This window comes from Leifsonia sp. 1010, from assembly GCF_031455295.1.
Classification (GTDB): domain Bacteria; phylum Actinomycetota; class Actinomycetes; order Actinomycetales; family Microbacteriaceae; genus Leifsonia.
In genome coordinates this window covers 1,006,477-1,022,495 of the sequence record NZ_JAVDSL010000001.1, presented here as the reverse complement: position 1 = coordinate 1,022,495, position 16,019 = coordinate 1,006,477, and the positions used below count along the sequence as shown (strand labels likewise).

General features: G+C 70.6%; 18 protein-coding genes. 9 read left to right on the top strand and 9 right to left on the bottom strand.

Annotation, left to right across the window (positions count from 1 at the left end; translation table 11 throughout):
* Positions 1–9 precede the first annotated feature (9 nt).
* The 4 genes from J2Y42_RS04965 to J2Y42_RS04950 form a co-directional block, all read right to left on the bottom strand.
* The gene (locus tag J2Y42_RS04965) at positions 10–1,329 is read right to left on the bottom strand and encodes a diguanylate cyclase domain-containing protein (protein ID WP_309855563.1); all 1,320 of its coding nucleotides are present in this window, start codon (positions 1,327–1,329) and stop codon (positions 10–12) included.
* Positions 1,330–1,380: 51 nt separating this feature from the next.
* A complete protein-coding gene (locus J2Y42_RS04960) occupies positions 1,381–2,142 on the bottom strand; it encodes an EAL domain-containing protein (RefSeq protein WP_309855561.1) in 762 nt (253 codons plus the stop codon).
* A 104-nt stretch (positions 2,143–2,246) separates the two neighbouring features.
* On the bottom strand, positions 2,247–2,819 hold the full coding sequence (locus J2Y42_RS04955) for a GNAT family protein (protein ID WP_309855560.1): 573 nt from the start codon (positions 2,817–2,819) through the stop codon (positions 2,247–2,249).
* Entirely contained in the window at positions 2,816–3,508 is a 693-nt protein-coding gene (locus J2Y42_RS04950) for a hypothetical protein (protein WP_309855558.1), read from the bottom strand. The genes J2Y42_RS04955 and J2Y42_RS04950 overlap by 4 nt, the downstream gene beginning before the upstream one ends.
* A 156-nt stretch (positions 3,509–3,664) precedes the next feature.
* Here J2Y42_RS04950 and J2Y42_RS04945 point away from each other — a divergent pair, with 156 nt between their 5' ends.
* From J2Y42_RS04945 to J2Y42_RS04935, 3 genes are all read left to right on the top strand, one after another.
* A complete protein-coding gene (locus J2Y42_RS04945; protein ID WP_309855556.1) occupies positions 3,665–5,062 on the top strand; it encodes an APC family permease in 1,398 nt (465 codons plus the stop codon).
* A gap of 3 nt (positions 5,063–5,065) precedes the next feature.
* On the top strand, positions 5,066–5,755 hold the full coding sequence (locus J2Y42_RS04940) for an aspartate/glutamate racemase family protein (protein ID WP_309855555.1): 690 nt from the start codon (positions 5,066–5,068) through the stop codon (positions 5,753–5,755).
* A gap of 93 nt (positions 5,756–5,848) precedes the next feature.
* Entirely contained in the window at positions 5,849–7,234 is a 1,386-nt protein-coding gene (locus tag J2Y42_RS04935; RefSeq protein WP_309855553.1) for a ferredoxin reductase family protein, read from the top strand.
* Here the strand turns inward: J2Y42_RS04935 and J2Y42_RS04930 are convergent.
* Positions 7,203–7,610: a hypothetical protein gene (locus tag J2Y42_RS04930; protein ID WP_309855551.1), complete on the bottom strand. Its 408-nt coding sequence runs from the start codon at positions 7,608–7,610 to the stop codon at positions 7,203–7,205. The genes J2Y42_RS04935 and J2Y42_RS04930 overlap by 32 nt on opposite strands.
* Positions 7,611–7,614: 4 nt before the next feature.
* Here J2Y42_RS04930 and J2Y42_RS04925 point away from each other — a divergent pair, with 4 nt between their 5' ends.
* The 4 genes from J2Y42_RS04925 to J2Y42_RS04910 are packed head-to-tail and all read left to right on the top strand — an operon-like array spanning position 7,615 to position 10,482.
* On the top strand, positions 7,615–7,797 hold the full coding sequence (locus tag J2Y42_RS04925) for an FMN-binding protein (protein ID WP_309855549.1): 183 nt from the start codon (positions 7,615–7,617) through the stop codon (positions 7,795–7,797).
* Complete coding sequence (locus tag J2Y42_RS04920; RefSeq protein WP_309855548.1) at positions 7,794–8,546, top strand: FAD:protein FMN transferase; 753 nt, start codon at positions 7,794–7,796, stop codon at positions 8,544–8,546. Before J2Y42_RS04925 ends, J2Y42_RS04920 begins: the two co-directional genes overlap by 4 nt.
* A 50-nt stretch (positions 8,547–8,596) precedes the next feature.
* Positions 8,597–9,265, top strand: coding sequence for a response regulator transcription factor (locus J2Y42_RS04915; protein ID WP_309855546.1), 669 nt, complete (start codon positions 8,597–8,599; stop codon positions 9,263–9,265).
* Positions 9,262–10,482: a HAMP domain-containing sensor histidine kinase gene (locus J2Y42_RS04910; RefSeq protein ID WP_309855544.1), complete on the top strand. Its 1,221-nt coding sequence runs from the start codon at positions 9,262–9,264 to the stop codon at positions 10,480–10,482. The genes J2Y42_RS04915 and J2Y42_RS04910 overlap by 4 nt, the downstream gene beginning before the upstream one ends.
* 3 nt (positions 10,483–10,485) lie before the next feature.
* On the opposite strand, the gene J2Y42_RS04905 is transcribed toward J2Y42_RS04910, so the two are convergent.
* Both J2Y42_RS04905 and J2Y42_RS04900 read right to left on the bottom strand, forming a co-directional pair.
* Positions 10,486–11,919, bottom strand: coding sequence for an APC family permease (locus tag J2Y42_RS04905; protein ID WP_309855542.1), 1,434 nt, complete (start codon positions 11,917–11,919; stop codon positions 10,486–10,488).
* 32 nt (positions 11,920–11,951) lie between these two features.
* The gene (locus J2Y42_RS04900; RefSeq protein WP_309855541.1) at positions 11,952–13,049 is read right to left on the bottom strand and encodes a Zn-dependent alcohol dehydrogenase; all 1,098 of its coding nucleotides are present in this window, start codon (positions 13,047–13,049) and stop codon (positions 11,952–11,954) included.
* Between the two features lie 113 nt (positions 13,050–13,162).
* Between J2Y42_RS04900 and J2Y42_RS04895 the strand changes: the two genes are divergently transcribed.
* A complete protein-coding gene (locus J2Y42_RS04895) occupies positions 13,163–14,107 on the top strand; it encodes a hypothetical protein (RefSeq protein WP_309855540.1) in 945 nt (314 codons plus the stop codon).
* Positions 14,104–14,586 carry a helix-turn-helix domain-containing protein gene (locus J2Y42_RS04890; RefSeq protein WP_309855538.1) on the top strand — a complete coding sequence of 161 codons (483 nt, stop codon included), beginning with the start codon at positions 14,104–14,106 and terminating at the stop codon, positions 14,584–14,586. Before J2Y42_RS04895 ends, J2Y42_RS04890 begins: the two co-directional genes overlap by 4 nt.
* A 279-nt stretch (positions 14,587–14,865) precedes the next feature.
* Here the strand turns inward: J2Y42_RS04890 and J2Y42_RS04885 are convergent, their stop codons facing one another.
* Together J2Y42_RS04885 and J2Y42_RS04880 are read right to left on the bottom strand one after the other, a co-directional pair.
* Complete coding sequence (locus J2Y42_RS04885) at positions 14,866–15,372, bottom strand: hypothetical protein (protein ID WP_309855536.1); 507 nt, start codon at positions 15,370–15,372, stop codon at positions 14,866–14,868.
* Positions 15,369–15,977 carry a sigma-70 family RNA polymerase sigma factor gene (locus J2Y42_RS04880; protein ID WP_309855534.1) on the bottom strand — a complete coding sequence of 203 codons (609 nt, stop codon included), beginning with the start codon at positions 15,975–15,977 and terminating at the stop codon, positions 15,369–15,371. The genes J2Y42_RS04885 and J2Y42_RS04880 overlap by 4 nt, the downstream gene beginning before the upstream one ends.
* Positions 15,978–16,019 lie beyond the last annotated feature (42 nt).

Genomic DNA, 16,019 nt, shown 5'->3' with positions numbered 1-16,019 from the left:
CGAAATCGGTCAGGCGAGCGAGGCGCCAACGACGCGGTTGCCTCCCGCGTTCTTCGCCGAGTACATCGCGTGGTCGGCCTCGCGGATCAACCGGTCCGGGTTCCACCCGGGGTCCTGCGTGCGCGCGAGCGACATGCCGATGCTCGCGCTGATCGGGAAGCCTTCCGGGATGTCGTGGAAGGGCTGCTCGATCGAGCGGCGGATGCGGTCGGCGACGTCTTCGGCGGCCGCCACTTCGGGCACCTCGCAGACCACCACGAACTCGTCGCCGCCGTAGCGGGCGACCAGGTCCTCCTGACGGACAGCCGCCTGCAGCCGCAGTCCCACTTCCCGGAGCAGCAGATCGCCCGTGTGGTGGCCGAGGGCGTCGTTCACCCGCTTGAACCCGTCCAGGTCGATGAACAGGGTGGCGACGAGCGTGGAGCTCGACTGCTGGTACTCGATCAGCTGCGTCTCGAGGCGTCGCCGGTTCGGCAGCCCGGTCGTCTCGTCGTGCATGGCGGCGTGCTCCAGCTGTCGCTGCAGCCGAAGGGTGGTGATCGCCTGCGCAGCCTGACCGGCGAGCGCGTCGGCCAGCGGAGCCGCCTCGGAGTCGAACTGACGCGGGTGGAGGAAGAAGGCGGTGAACAGCCCGAAGAGCACGTCGTCGTGCTGGATGGGAGCCACCAGGACGGCGTGCACGCCCGCGTCGCGCATGGCCTGCCCGAGCACCGGTGCGAACTCGTCCGCGGCCGCCGCACCGCTGATCGCGACGACCCGGCGGAGCTGCGAGGCCTGCTCCACCAGCGAGCCCGTCTGCTCCACCGAGCGGAGCGGGTTGCTGCCGGACGCCTGCGCGAACATCCCGAGCTCGTCGATCAGGAACACCGCGGACTGCTCCGCCTGGTACGCCTTGGCGACCGTCGTGGCGAGGATGTCGACCAGCGACTGCTCGTTCGTCGCGGCGGAGAAGGCGATCGACGAGTCGATGATGAGCTCGAGTCGGTTGCGGGTACGTTCCTGGAGGGTGCGCGAGCGCACCATCTCCTGCTCGTGCTCGGCACGCTCGGTCGCATCCACCAGGGTCAGCAGTTCGCCGTTCTCGGAGGCGCGACGGCCGACGATCACGGCTCTCGACGACCCGTCCACGTGCGCCAGCCGGACGAGGCCGTCGGTGCGGCCTCCGACTCCGGCGATGCGTGTGCGCAGCGAACTGAACGCCCGGCCGCGCAACTCCGTCATCGAGAGGCCGGTCCAGGTGACGAAGAGCTCGTTGGCGTCCTGGATGCGACCGTCCGTATCCACCTCGACAAGAGCGCAGGGCAGATCGTCCGCAGCAATGGGCCGCACCGCACTCTCCTTCGGATGGCTGGGCCGCTTCGCGGCGAGGACACATTGAATTTAGCGCACGAATGAACCGAGCCGGTCACCGAGGTCATCGGGAGGACACGGACGCGCGATGTAGTAGCCCTGCGCACGGTCGCAGCCGGAGGTGCGGATCTGCTCCAGCTGCTCGCGGGTCTCGATGCCCTCGGCGACCACCCGCATGCCGCTGCCCTGGGCCATCGCCACCGCGTCGCCGACGGCGTCCCAGTCGCCGCGGGCGACCAGGCTCCGGTCGAGCTTGAGCTCGCGGGCGTGCACGCCGACGGCCCGTTCGATCGACGAGTGTCCGGCTCCGAAGTCGTCGATCGACACCGTGACGCCCCACTGCTGAACGATGTCGAGCCTGCCGGCGACGACCGCGTAGTCCTCGATGCGCTCCGCCTCCGTCACCTCGACGATGAGGTCGGCAGGCGGGAGCCCCGACTCGGCCAGCTGACGCTCCAGCTCGTCGAAGAAGCGGTCGGTCTCGAGCTGCAGGGGCGAGACGTTGACGGCGATGGCGAGCTGGTATCCGCGCTCGCGCCAGTCACGGCCGATCCGGCAGCACTCGCGCAGCGCGAACAGCCCCAGCTCGTGGATGGATCCGCTGGCTTCGGCGAGCGCCACGAACTCCGCGGGAGGGACGGGACCGCGGGTGGGATGCGTCCATCGGCTGAGACCCTCGACGGCGACGATCTCCCCCGTCGCCAGGTCGATCTGCGGCTGGACGTGCACCTCGAGCTCGTGCGCGGCGATGGCGTGGGACAGCTCTCGCGCCTCCACCTCGCACGTCACCACGCGCACCTCCCTCGCCGGCCGACGGTCTTCTGGCCTGGACGCGATAGTGCCCGCGTGCGCACCCGCTGTCAACGGGCTGGAGCCCGACCGGACGCAGGATCCGGTCAGCGGAACGTCGGTCGCGGGTCGGTGTGAAGCACGCTCATCAGGATGGAGTCGGTCCACTCGCCGTCCCAGAACAGGGTGTCGCGCTGGCGGCCCTCCACCACGAACCCGGCCTTCTCGTACGACCGCTGCGCCCGCGGGTTGAACCCGTACACGTCGAGTCCGACGCGGTGCAGCCCGATCTCCGCGAAGGCGTGGTCCAGCACGACGGTCATCGCCTCCGTGCCGTACCCGCGGCCGGGCTGCCCGGGCGCCAGAGCGATGCGCGTGTTCATGGAGGCGCTGTCCTCGTCGAGCTCGTTGAGCACGATCTCGCCCAGGAAGCCGCCCGTTGCCGCGTCGAGGATCGCCCAGTCGGCGCGGTCCGGGGCGGCGCCGATGCGCGACAGATGCGCGAGGATGAGCTCCTCCGTGAACTCGGCGCGCGTCCCGGTCAGGCGCATGTTCTCCTCGTCGCCGAGGCCGGCCCAGACATCGTCGAAGTGCTCGGGTCCGAGGGGGACCAGCCGGATGCGCGGCCCGGCGAGCGTGCGGACGGTGGTGAGTTCGGCGAGCGCCACATCCGGCTTCACAGTTCTGCCTCCCTCGGTCGCAGGTCCGGTCGGGGGAACTCGGCATCGAAGTCCCCGGTCGGGTCCTCCTGGCGCAGCGTGTCCACGATGCTCGGACCCGATCCGACCGGCGAGAAGGCGGCGCGGTCGCCGCGGACGCTGCTCTGGTACGTCTTCATGCGCCCGTCGACCGGCAGGTCGATCTCGGCCGGCGGGCGGCCCTCGTCGAGCGGGACGGCGCGCTGCGTGGTGGAGCCGTCCTCCTCGACGAAGTCCGCGATGCCGAACGTCAGGCGGCCTCGGTCGAAGGATGCCCGGACGAGCAGGTAGGTGACCAGCGCGTCGTCGTCGAGCGCGGCCACCTCCGCGGCGAGCGCCCGCACGGCGTCGGTGCGGCCGAGTGCGTGCTCACCGTCATCCGGCACCTCGGCCCAGGAGCGAACATGCACGGCGAGATCCGCGATGGCCTCCTCGTACGAGGTCGGCGAGGTACCGCGGATGCCGAAGTCGCCCCAGTCCGCCCAGTAGCGGTCGCCCTCGTCGTCGTGCCCCACCGGGACGGCGACCCGCGTCGCCGCGGTGCGTGACGCCTTCCACGCCGCCAGCTCGTCCGCATCGAACAGCTCGCCCAGCTGCCGGATGGCGTCATCGTCGCCGGGGCCGGCGGCCGATGCGAGGATCGCACGCTCGAAGAACGCGTTGTCGTCCACTGCTCGTTCCCTTCGTCCCTGCCAGCATCGCATCACCGGGCCCGAAATTCCGAGCCGGGCGGCGGAATCGGCTAACGTCGAGGGGCAGTCGGCGTCCCCGCCCGCATCACGATGCCGTGGTCGCCGCCGCCAGAACCGGTACCGAAGGAGACGCCCGTGACGACCACCCTGCCGACGACGACCTCGAAGGGCGCGTCGCTGCGGCGCAGCCTCGGGCTGTGGGCCATCGTCGGGCTCGGCCTGGGCTACATGACGCCGACCGTGGTGTTCGACACGTTCGGCATCGTCTCCGGGCAGACGAACGGCGTCGTCCCGGCCGCCTACCTCGTCGCGCTCGTCGTGATGATGTTCACGGCGATCAGCTACGGCAAGATGGCGGGCGCCATCCCGAGCGCCGGCTCCGCCTACACCTACGTGCGCGAGTCCATGCACCCGAACCTGGGGTTCATGGTCGGCTGGACCTCGCTCGTCGACTACGTGCTGCTTCCGATGGTGAACTGCCTCATCATCCGGCTGTACCTGGAGCAGCTGTTCCCCGCGGTCCCCGGATGGATCTGGGTCGTCGTCTACTGCGCAGGTGTCACCACCCTCATCGCCCTGACGATGCGCGGCACCTCGAACGTCAACATGATCCTGCTCGTCTTCGCGATCGCCGTGATGACCGTGTTCGTCGTCATGGTCGTCGTGCAGCTCGCCGGCGGCGCCGGTGACGGCACGGTCGCCTCGGTGAAGCCGTTCGTGCACGACGGCGTCACGCTCGGCGCGATCCTGACCGGGGCCACGGTCGTCTGCTTCTCGTTCATCGGCTTCGACGCGGTCACGATGTACGCGGAGGAGGCCAAGACGCCGAAGATCATGCCGCGCGCCATCCTCTTCACCGTCATCATCGGCGGCGCCATCTTCCTGGTCGCCGCCTACTTCACCCAGCTCCGCTTCCCGACCAACGCGCCGTTCGGCGAGTTCACGGACGACCCGCTGCCGCAGATCGGACGCATCGTCGGCGGTCCGGTGTTCCAGGCGATCTTCGTCTCCGCCGGTTTCTGCGCCACCCTGGCGTCGGGGCTCGCGTCGCACGCATCCGTCAGCCGGATGCTGCTGGTGATGGGACGTAACAACGTCCTCCCCCGCCGATTCTTCGGCTTCATCAGCCCGAAGACGCAGACGCCCATCTTCAACATCGTGCTGGTCGGCGTGATCTCGCTGCTGGCGATGGCGTTCTCGCTGGAGCTGATCTCGGCCTTCATCAACTTCGGAGCCCTGATCGCGTTCACCTTCGTCAACATCTCGGTGATCGCCTGGTTCGCGATCCGCAAGGGACGTCGCCGCACCGCGAAGGACATCGTCCGGTTCATCGTGCTGCCGGGAATCGGGACGGTGCTCACGGGCATCCTCTGGGTGAACCTTCACGCCGACGCGCTGATCGGCGGCATCATCTGGGCGGTGATCGGCTTCGCGTACCTCGTGTTCCTGACGCGCGGCTTCCGTCGGCCCGTCGCCGGGTTCGACGAGAGCCAGCCGGTGACCGGGTTCAACAAGGCAGTAGAGAAGGAGTAGGCCGTGAAGCGCATCGGGCTCCTCGGGGGCATGAGCTGGGAGAGCTCTGCCCTCTACTACCAGGCGATCAACGAGGGCGTGCGCGAACGGCTCGGCGGACTCCACTCCGCCGATCTGGTGATGATCTCGGTCGACTTCGCCGAGATCGAGCGTCTGCAATCCTCCGGCGACTGGGAGCGCGCGGGAGACATCCTCGCCGAGGAGGCCGTCCGGCTCGAACGCGCGGGCGCCTCGTGCGTGGTGATCTGCACGAACACGATGCACAAGGTCGCCGACCGGGTGCAGGCGGCTGTCGGCATCCCGCTGCTGCACCTGGCCGACGTCACGGCGGCGGCCGTCAGCGACGTCGGCGTCCACCGGGTCGCGCTGCTGGGAACGCGCTTCACCATGCGCGAGCCGTTCTACCGGGAACGCCTGGAGTCGCACGGCCTCGACGTGATCGTCCCGCCGGAGGAGACGCAGGCCGTGCTGGACGCGATCATCTACGACGAACTCGTCCTCGGTGTGGTCACCGAGGCCTCCCGAGCCGTCTACCGCGATGCCATCGCCGCGCTGGTCGCCGGCGGCGCGGAGGGCGTCATCCTGGGCTGCACGGAGATCGAGCTGCTGGTGCGGCCGGAGGACTCAGCCGTGCCGACCTTCCCGACCACGGCCCTGCATGCCGCCGCGGCGGTCGAGTTCGCCGTCGGCTGACCTGCTGCGGGCTTCCGCAACTCATACAGTGCGCATAGGGCGCTCCCAGCCCACGTAAGAACCCACAAAGAATGCGTCTGCATCGTGGAATACATGGATCAGACGTTGAGCGTTCCCGTGTCGGCACCGCCGGCGCCGCGCCGCAGCCGCCACGCTGTCGGCGACCCGCGCCGGGGCGCCAGAACCGTTCGTGCCGTCCTCGCGCTCGGCGTCGTCGCGGTGCTCGGGATGTGGTGGCTCAGCGTGCCGGCCGGCTTCGCCGCGACCCCGGCCGACGCCCTCACCTCGATCGGTGAGCTGGCCGGCATGGTCGGCGGGTTCCTCGTCTGTGCGCAGGTGCTGTTGATCGCCCGGGTGCCGTGGTTCGAGAAGGCCGTCGGTCTCGACCGGCTGGTCTCCTGGCACCGCTCGCTCGGCGCATCCGTGCTGTTCCTCATCGTGGCGCACGTGCTGTTCCTGATCTTCGGCGGCGAACTGGTCGACAAGAACCCGCCGTGGACGGAGTTCGTCAGCATCCTGCAGAACTACCCGGACATGCTGACGGCCCTGGTCGGGACGATCGCCTTCCTGGTCGTCGGTCTCAGCAGCGCCCGGCTGATCCGCGCGAAGCTGTCCTACGAGGTCTGGTACTGGCTGCACGTCACGACCTACGTCTCGATCTTCCTCACCTTCTTCCACCAGCTGAGCGGTGGCGCCCATTTCGTCTCCGACCCGGTCAACCGGATCCTCTGGATCGCGCTCTACCTGGGCACGGCGGCCGCCGTGCTGACGTGGCGGTTCCTCCTGCCGACGCTCGACGCCTGGAAGGGCCGGATGCGCGTCGCCGCGGTCGTGCCCGAGAGCCAGGGCGTGAACAGCGTCTGGCTGACCGGACCGCGGGTCGACCAGCTGGGCGTCCGCGCGGGCAACTTCCTCCTGTTCCGCTTCCTCAGCCGGGGCCACCTGGGCACGGCGCATCCGTACTCGGTGTCGGCGGTCCCGGCCGACGGCTACCTGCGCATCACCGTCGGGGCCATCGGCGACCACTCGACCCGCCTCCCCGCCCTGAAGCCCGGCTCGCTGGTCTTCGCGGAGGGACCCTTCGGCCGCTTCACCGCGGACCGCGCGAGCCGGTCGCGCATCCTGCTGGTCGCGGGCGGCGCCGGCATCGGCCCCATCCGCGCCCTGGCCGAAGAGCTGGTACGGCGCGGCGCCCGCCCCGTCGTCCTCTACCGGGCCCGCTCACCGCGGCACCTCGCCCTCCTCGGCGAGTTGCAGGCCCTGCCCGGCGTCACCGTCATCCCCCTCGTGGGACGACGTGCGGAACTCGGCTACGACCCGCTCGACGTCGAGCCGCTCCGCGGCCTGATCCCCGACCTCCACGACTGGGAGGCCTTCATCTGCGGGTCCGAAGGAATGGGCGAGCGCGTCGAGCGCTCGCTCCGCGCCCTCCGGATGCCCAAGCGTTTCATCCACCGAGAAGAACTGAGCATGTCATGAACAGCAGATCCTGGCGGGGGACCGTCCTCTTCACTGTCATCCTCGTCGTCATGGGCGCGACCGTCGGCCTGAAGCTGTACGGCGTCGGAGACCAGGTCACGGCGGCGTCCACGTCCGTCCACTCGACCGCGTCGGGCACGGGGACGACGAGCTCCGGGTCGGGGTCGGAATCGTCCGATACGACGAGTGGCGGGGCGGCAGCGTCGTCCACGCCGACGCCGTCGGACTCGTCGGGCTCGTCGGGCTCGTCGGGGTCGTTGTCCTCGTCATCCTCGTCGTCCTCGGCGGCGGCGACGACCACGATCACCGGGTCGGCCGTCCAGACCCGGTACGGCGCGGTCCAGGTCGAGGTCACGTTCTCCGGCAACACGATCACGGCCGTGAAGACCCTCCAGTCGCCCGACCGCGACGGGCGCGACATCGAGATCAACGACCGGGCCCTGCCGATCCTGCAGCAGGAAGTGCTCGCATCGCAGTCGGCGAACATCGACACCGTGTCGGGTGCGACCTACACGTCCGAGGGCTACATCCAATCGGTGCAGTCGGCGATCGACCAGCGATGAGGTTCCTCGAGACGGTCATGGGCATCCCGATGTCCATCGATGTGCGGGACGACGTGGATGCGCGACCCGCGGCCGAGCGCGCGTTCCGGGCGTTGCGAGAGGCGGACCGCCGCTTCAGCACCTACCGACCGGACAGCGAGGTCAGCCGCGCGAACGCCTCCCCCGAACACCACGCCCGTTTCAGCGACGACTTCCGCGAGGTCGTCGCCATCGGCGAGGCCGCAGCACGCGACTCGGGGGGCGCCTTCCGCATCCGCCGGCCCGACGGCTCATGGGACCTCGACGGGGTCGTGAAAGGGTGGGCGGCAGCACGGGCGGCACGAGAGCTGCGCGCGGCCGGCCTCCGCGACTTCTGCCTCAACGCCGGCGGTGACGTGGTCGTGTCGGGCAGCCCGGGAGAGGGGAGACCGTGGAGCGTCGGCGTGCGCTCACCGTACGAATCGACCGCCATGCTCGCCGTCCTCGAGGTCACCGATGCGGCTGTGGCGACCTCGGGCGCCTACGAGCGCGGAGCCCACATCGTGGACGGCCGCGACGGATCCCCCGCCGCTGCACTCCTGAGCGCGACTGTCGTGGCCGATGACCTGACGATCGCGGATGTCCTCGCGACCACCGTGTTCGCGATGGGCCCGGACGGCGTCGATCACGCGCTGCGCTCCGGTGCTCACGGAGTCCTTGCGGTGGATGCGTCTGGCCGCATCCTCGCCGCGGGCGACCTCGTGTTCGCGCGCCCGGTGACCGCGTCGTGACGGCAGGCGCCCCGCCGGTGGAGGGCGCATCCGGCTCCTATACTGCGGGTGTGAGCGGAAAGCCGCGTGTGCTGGTCGCTGAGGACGACAGCCGCCTCGCGAGCATGCTCGCTACGCTCCTCGGGTCCGAGGGCTTCGAGGTCGAGGTCGCGCGCGACGGTCAGCGGGCCCTGCATCTCGGGCTCACCGCCGGGTTCGACGTGATCGTGCTCGACCGCGGACTCCCCGCCGTCGAAGGGCTGGATGTGCTCCGCCGCCTCCGCGACGACGGCGTGACCACGCCCATCCTCGTGCTCTCCGCACTCGGAACGGCCCCCGACCGCGTCGACGGCCTGAACGCGGGCGCCGAGGACTACCTGGCGAAGCCTTTCGACATCGACGAGCTCGTCGCCCGGGTCCGGGGGCTGACGCGTCGAGCCGCGGCCGTAGTGCCGATGGTCCGCTTCCCCGGCGGCCGGCTCGACACCGGCAGCCGCTCCGTCATCCTCGACGACGGCTCGCGCACCGTGCTCTCGGAGCGCGAGTCCGACCTCCTGGAGCTGCTCGCCCGACGGCCGGGCCAGGTGTTCTCCCGCACGCTTCTGCTGGATGAAGTGTTCGCGGCCGCCGACGACCCGGGGGTCGTCGACACCTACGTGCACCATCTGCGCCGCAAGTTCGGGCGCTCGCTCGTCGAGACCGTGCGCGGCGTCGGCTACCGGATGGGGTCGCTGCAGTGAGCGACCGCACGCTGCGCGACACCGAGCTCCGCTCCGCCTCCCGCCGGCTCGCGGCCCAGTTCGCGCTGATCATCGTCGGCCTCTTCGTCGCGCTCGGCATCGTCGTCTACAGCGTCGTGGCCGCCGGCCAGGCCGAGGCCGCGAAACGCGCGCTCTCGGACGCCTCCATGGTCGACTCGGTTCACGACGCGCCGCGCGACCTCCTGGTCACGGTGGTCACGCCTCAGGGCACGCAGAGTTCGCCCGACATGCCGGAGGGGCTCCCGGACGAGGATGCGATCCAGCAGGTGGTGCGCACCGGCAACCCGGTCTCCGGGTCGGTGGAGACCGACGGCCAGCGCTACCTGACCGTGACGGACGTGCGGCACGGAAAGGTCGTCCAGGTCGCGTACGGCCTCGGCGAGCAGCAGGAGGAGCTGAGCAGGCTGGTGATCGCGCTGGTCGTCTCCGGTGTGATCGCGACGATCGCCGCGGGCGGCATCGGCCTCGTCCTCGCTCGTCGGTCCATCCGGCCCCTCGCGGACGCGCTCGCCCTGCAGAGACGTTTCGTCGCGGACGCCGGGCACGAGCTCCGCACGCCGCTGACCCTGCTCAGCACGCGTGCCCAGCTGCTGCGTCGCCATGTCGCGACGCAGTCGACTGGCGCACCGGACGAAGAGCTGCGTTCGGGTCTCGATGAGATCGTCGACGACAGCCGGGCGCTCACCGAGATCGTGCAGGACCTCTTGACCGCGGCCGATCCGCGGCAGACGGCGGAGAGCGAGGGCGTCGACCTCGGCGACCTGGCCGCGACGGTCGTCCGTTCGGCGAAGGCGCGGGCCGACGAGCGCGGCCTCGCCATCGCGGTGCAGAGCGACCCGGACGCCGTGGTCACCGGAGCTCCGGTCTCGCTCCGGCGGATGATCGTCGCCCTGGTGGACAACGCCCTGGATCACGCCGCCGACGAGGTCCGGGTGACCGTTTCCACGTCCCGCGACCGCGTCATCCTCACCGTGGAGGACGACGGCCCCGGTTTCTCTGCCGGCGTCGAGGAGCGGGCGTTCGAGCGTTTCGCGACCGCGCGGGATGCGCAGCCGGGCGACGACCGCGGCCGCCACTACGGCCTCGGCCTGGCCCTCGTCGCCGAGGTGGTGAACCGCCACCACGGCACCGTCCAGGCCGCGAATGGGGACACGGGAGGCGCAGTCGTGACCGTGCGCCTCCCGCGTCGTCTGTAATCGTCAGCCGACGCCCTCCAGGGCGTCCGTCTCCGTGTTGCCGATGTTCTGGATGACCTGCGGCCGGCGCTTCCGCAGGTACGCGAACCAGGCCACCGCGGCGACCAGCGTCAGCAGGAACAGGTACGGGATGACGTTGAGCGGGAACGCCGGCACCGGCCAGACGTTCGCGAAGAACACGTAGGCCATCGCGGCGACCGCGACGACGGCGCACACCCACACCAGCGTGTTCGGGATGCCCGCGCGGCGCGTGTAGGCGATGCACGCGATGGCGACGAGCGCGTACGCGACCATGTAGCCGTAGGTGCCATAGGTGTCGACCCAGACGACGATGTCCATCGGGTTCGCACCGACGGCCAGCAGGATGACGTCGAGGACGATGGCCGCGGGACCGGCGACCAGCAGCACACGGTGCGGGGTCAGGTGGCGCTCGTGGGTGCGGCCGAACCGCTCCGGCACGACGCCCTCCTTGCCCATCACGTAGATGACCCGGCCGACGACGTTGAGCGGCGCGACGACGACGGCGAAGAACGAGGCACCGACGCCGAAGGTGAGGATGGGGCCGAACCACGTCGGCATCCCGATCAGCTTCGCGATGTCTTCCAGCGGGCTGGCACTCGTCGCGAGGTCGTCGTGGAGCACCGCGATCTGCGTGTACGCGGCGAAGACGTAGAGCACGCCGACGACGACGGCGCTCCACATGATCGCGCGCGGGATGGCGGTGTACGGGTTCTTCGCCTCACGGCCGAGCGCGTCCGCCGACGAGAATCCGACGAACCCGAGGATGCCGAGCACCATTCCGGCGGCGATGCCCTGGAACGGGGCTCCCTGCGCGAACACCTGCGCCGGGTCCCACGCGGCGGGGCCCGCCCAGACGAGAGCGGCGATCAGCAGGATGGTGATGATCGTCACCGAGATCAGCTCCAGCACCAGCGAGACGCGCGCCGACAGCCGGATGCCGCGGATGGTGAAGAGCGTCGCGAGGCCGCCCAGCACGATGGCGAGACCGATGTACCAGCCGACACCGCCCGCGGGCACGCCGAGGAGCACCAGGAACTGGTTGAAGTACGACACCGCACCGCCGAGCGAGCCGGCGGCGATTCCCCAGCAGCCGATGACGAGGGTGACGCCCGCGAGGTACGCGCCGGTCGGGCCGAGGCCCTTCGCCACGTACGTGTAGAGCGAGCCGGCCGAGGCGTGCTTGCGGGCGAACACGACGACGCAGTAGCCGACGCAGAGGATGACGATGGTGGCGAGGATGAACGAGTAGATCGTCCCGTTGCCGGCGCCGACGAAGATCGACATCGCGGTGAAGGCGATGACGGCGCTGGGCGCGATGTTGGCGATCGCCTGGGCCGCGAGCTCGGGCCCGCTCATGACGCCGCGCCGGAGCCCGGCGTCGGTCGGGCTGCTCGCCCGGGTTTCTGTGGTTGACATGGCTCTCCAGTGAGTCGTTTCGGGTTCGGGGGCTAGGGGATGAGGAGGGTGCGGAGCACGGAGCCGGCCTCGAGGTCGTCGAAGGCCTCCGCCGCCTCCGCGAGTGGGCGCCGGCCCGAGATCAGCGGGTCGAGCAGCAGCTGGCCGTCCATGTAGCGGTCGACCAGGGCGGGGATGTCGATGGACGGGCGCACGGAGCCGTAGTTCGACCCGAGGATGCGCTGGTCCGCCTCCGCCAGCACGAGCGGCTCGAACGACGCCTTCGCGCCGGTCGGCGGCAGGCCGACGATGACGGCGGCACCGCCGAGCCCGAGCATCCGGATCGCCTGTTCGGTCGTGGAGGTGCGGCCGATCGCGTCGAACGCGTAGTCGACGCCGTCCGGGATGAGCTCGAACAGCTGCTCGACCGCATCCGCCCGGGAGGCGTCGATCCGGTCGGTGGCGCCGAACTGCAGGGCCATCTGGGTCTTGTCGGGGAGCACGTCGATCGCGACGATCCGCTCGGCCCCGGCCAGGCGCGCGCCCTGCACCACGTTGAGGCCGACGCCTCCGCAGCCGATCACCGCGACGGTGGAGCCCGGCTCGACTGCTGCAGTGTTGAGCACTGCCCCGACGCCCGTAGCGACCGCGCAGCCGACGACCGCGATCACGTCGAGAGGCGCGTCGTCGCGCACCTTCACCGCGCCTGATGCCGGCACGACGACCTCTTCGGCGAACGATGAGACGCCCAGGTAGTGGTGGATGGTCTCACCGTCGCGCGAGAGGCGCGAGGTGCCGTCGAACAGCACGCCCTTCGGGGCGACGATGGTGGCGACCTTCTGGCAGCGCGCCTCGTGGCCGGAGCGGCAGTACCGGCAGTCGCCGCACGGCGGCACCCAGCTGAGGACGACGTGGTCGCCGACGGCCAGGGAGGTGACGCCCTCTCCGAGTTCGGTGACCACGCCGGAACCCTCGTGTCCCATGACGAGCGGCGCCGGAGCATCCCACTCGCCGCGCTTGACGTGCAGGTCCGAGTGGCAGACGCCCGCCGCGGCGATGCGCACGCGCACCTCCCCCGGGCCGGGGGCCGCGAGGTCCACCTCGGTGAACTGGATGGGCTCGGACGGTTCCGTGAAGACGACGGCCTGCATGGGTACTCCTTCGTGTGCGGGTCTCGCTCGATGCTAGGAAGCGCTCGCAGCCGGTGTCATTCACAGAAAGTGTGGGTACGCCTCGCTGATTCGACATTCCGTACACTGAGGCCATGAGCCGCGACATCGCCTCCGTCGCGCGTTCCCTTCACGGCAGGCTGGTCGACGGCCGTCTCGACGCCGGGATGCGCGTAGACGCCGTGGTCGGCCTCGACGACTTCTCCGTCGTCGGCCACCCGGCGTTCGCGACGCTCGTCGTGGCGCCCGCCCGAGCCGCCGCGGCCGCCCTCAGCGCGGACGACGAGCGCGCGGAGGCCATCCGGCACGCCGTCATCGTCAGCCACGGGGCCGACCCGGCACTCCTCCGGGCGCTCGACCGGACCGGCACGACCGCGATCGTCGGCACCTCGGCCTCCGACGCCCTCCTCGCCCCCAGCCTCACCGCCCTCCTGGCCGTCGACCAGGCCGCCGAGGATCGTGCGGTCACCAGCGCGATGAAGGTACTGACCCTGGCTGCCCGCCGCGGCGGCGTCTCCGGCGTCGTGGCCGAACTCGCGCACCGCATCGACGGGTGGGTCGTCCTCCTCGACCGGCACGGTCAGGTCATCACGAGCGCGGGCGCCGGCGGCCTGCACGTGCAGGATGCGATGGCCGTCGCGCTCTCCCGTCCGGTGCGCGTGCGCCACCGCTCGCTGCAGGTGCACACCGTCGGCTCCGGCGAGGACCTCTCGGCCCGGCTGGTCGTCAGCCCGCGGACGGAGTCGTCGAGCCGCGCCCGCGAACTCGGGTCGCAGGCGGCCGCGCTGCTCGACCTGGTGCTCCGGACGGACGACCCGACGCGCACCGAACGGCTCGGACGCGCGGTCATGATCGACGCGCTGCTCACCGGCGGGCCGCCCGCCGTCTCCCTCCTGCGGAAATGGGGCGTGCACGAGAGCTCGCTGACCGCGTTCGCCCTGACCGCGCGTCCGCATCCGTCGAGGTGGAGCGGCTGGTATCGCACTGGCTCGACGAACTCGGCGCCGCCCACATCCACACCGAGAGTCACGGCCTGGTGACCGGGTTCCTCCGCGACGACCACGTGGATGCGGTCGCAGCCCGCGTGGAGGCGTACTCGTCCGCGATGTTCCTGGGCGTGGGCACGCCGGCGCCGACCGACGCCCTGGCCGGGAGCGCGGCCGAGGCACGGCACGCGGTCGAGTCGGCGCGGGCGGAGGGCCGGCGCGTGGTCCGCTACCGGTCCATCCCCACCATCTCGCTCGTGCTCGACCGGCTCGACGGCGACGACGCCCGACGCATCGCGCGGCTGCTCGACCCGCTGCGGGATGCCGCGGGCCGCCACGGCGAGCTGACCGAGACGCTCCGGGTGTTCCTCGCCGAGAACGGCGCCTGGGGCGCCACCGCTGAGCGCCTCGGCGTCCACCGGCAGACGCTCACCGCGCGCATCCACCGCGTCGAGGGCCTTCTCGGGCTCTCGCTCGCCGATGCGGACGACCGCACGGCGGCCTGGCTCGCTCTGCGCGCCCTGCACGCGTGAGCCGAGCCCGGCGCGCCGAACGGCCCCGCTCAGCTCTCGACAGCGAGCGCCTGCTGGATGAGCGCCGTCATGTCGATGGGCTCCGTGGGCGGCAGCTCCAGCGCGGCCGGGTCGATGGTCTTCATGGCGTCTCCTTCTTCTCTGTCTTGCTGCTCTGTCTGTCGTCGGTTCGTCGTTCTCGGATGTGAGGCCGGGAGGTGCCCGCCGCCGCCTTCCCCCAGGCGTCTGTTGCGGCGGGCACCGTCCCTTCTCCCGCGCGTGGTGGAGTACCCCTTCTCATCACTCGCGCGGGATCGTGAGGCCCAGTCGCGAGCACAGCGCGCTGAGGGCCTGGTCGGAGGGGAACACGGCCAGTCGCCCGTCGGGCAGCTGGCAGGTCTCGAGGTGGGGCACCGGATACTCCGCCGTGCTGGAGGATCCTTCCGGTGAGAACACGCCGGTGCGCCAGGTGGCCGCGCACATGTCCTCGGCCAGACGGATGCGCGCATCGAGCGCGTTCGGAGTCTTCTCGTCGAGGTCGGCGGTCACCATCACCGAGGTGCCGTGACGGGAGTTCAGGTCGGCAGCCGCGTAGCAATCGGTGACGTTGTTGATCTGGCCTTGGGAGGCGAGGGCGACGGCGATCGCGCCGGCCGTGGTCCCGGCGACGATGGCGCCGGCTACTCCGATGGCGATGATGCGGTGCTTCCGGGTCCGGCGGCGGTCGTCGACGGCGATGGTCTCGAACAGGTTCGCCTTGATCTGTTCGAAGCGCTCGTCGGTGGGCAGGAGGTCGTGATGGGTCATGGCATCCCCCTGAGGGTGCGGAGTTCGTTCCGGAGGCGCCCGCGGAGCCGGGAGAGGCGGTTGCGGACGGCGCCCTCGCTCAGGCCCACCTGGCGGGCTGCCTCCTCATAGCTGTGATCGCCTCGGATGCACAGCTCGAACACGGTGCGGTCGGGCTCGGTGAGCGCGGCGACCACGGATTCGACGTAGGCGAGCAGCTGGCCGCGTTCGGCGAGCTCCTCCGGCCCCGGACGGGCGTCGGCGAGTGATCCGTCGACGGGACTGTCGCTGCGGCGCTTCTCCACCACCTGGAGGGAGCGGCGACGGTTGGCGATCAGGTTGCGGCTGGTGACGAGCAGCCAGGGAAGGACCGACTCGCCGGCGATGGTGATGGTCGCCCGTTTGCGCCAGAGGGTGACGAAGACGTCCTGGCTGATCTCCTCCACATCCTCGCGGGGTTCGAGACGCGCGGCCGTGTAGGCGTAGACGACGCGGCTGTACCGGTCGTAGAGGGCGGCGAGCGCGGCCTTGCTGCCGTCGGCGAGTCGCCGAAGCAGGTCGAGGTCCGTCGGAACGGACTCCTCCCCCGCATCCGCCGCACGGTGCGGCTCGGCCAACTCGCTCATATCCAGGAAATGTGTCCCCCCGCCGAATCCTCTCAACGAATC

Coding starts and splice junctions, on each gene's coding strand:
- J2Y42_RS04935 (WP_309855553.1), top strand. CDS start 5,849: ATGGATCAGACGTTGAGCGTTCCCGTGTCGGCACCGCCGGCGCCGCGC.
- J2Y42_RS04920 (WP_309855548.1), top strand. CDS start 7,794: ATGAGGTTCCTCGAGACGGTCATGGGCATCCCGATGTCCATCGATGTG.
- J2Y42_RS04905 (WP_309855542.1), bottom strand. CDS start 11,919: ATGTCAACCACAGAAACCCGGGCGAGCAGCCCGACCGACGCCGGGCTC.
- J2Y42_RS04900 (WP_309855541.1), bottom strand. CDS start 13,049: ATGCAGGCCGTCGTCTTCACGGAACCGTCCGAGCCCATCCAGTTCACC.
- J2Y42_RS04895 (WP_309855540.1), top strand. CDS start 13,163: ATGAGCCGCGACATCGCCTCCGTCGCGCGTTCCCTTCACGGCAGGCTG.
- J2Y42_RS04885 (WP_309855536.1), bottom strand. CDS start 15,372: ATGACCCATCACGACCTCCTGCCCACCGACGAGCGCTTCGAACAGATC.
- J2Y42_RS04880 (WP_309855534.1), bottom strand. CDS start 15,977: ATGAGCGAGTTGGCCGAGCCGCACCGTGCGGCGGATGCGGGGGAGGAG.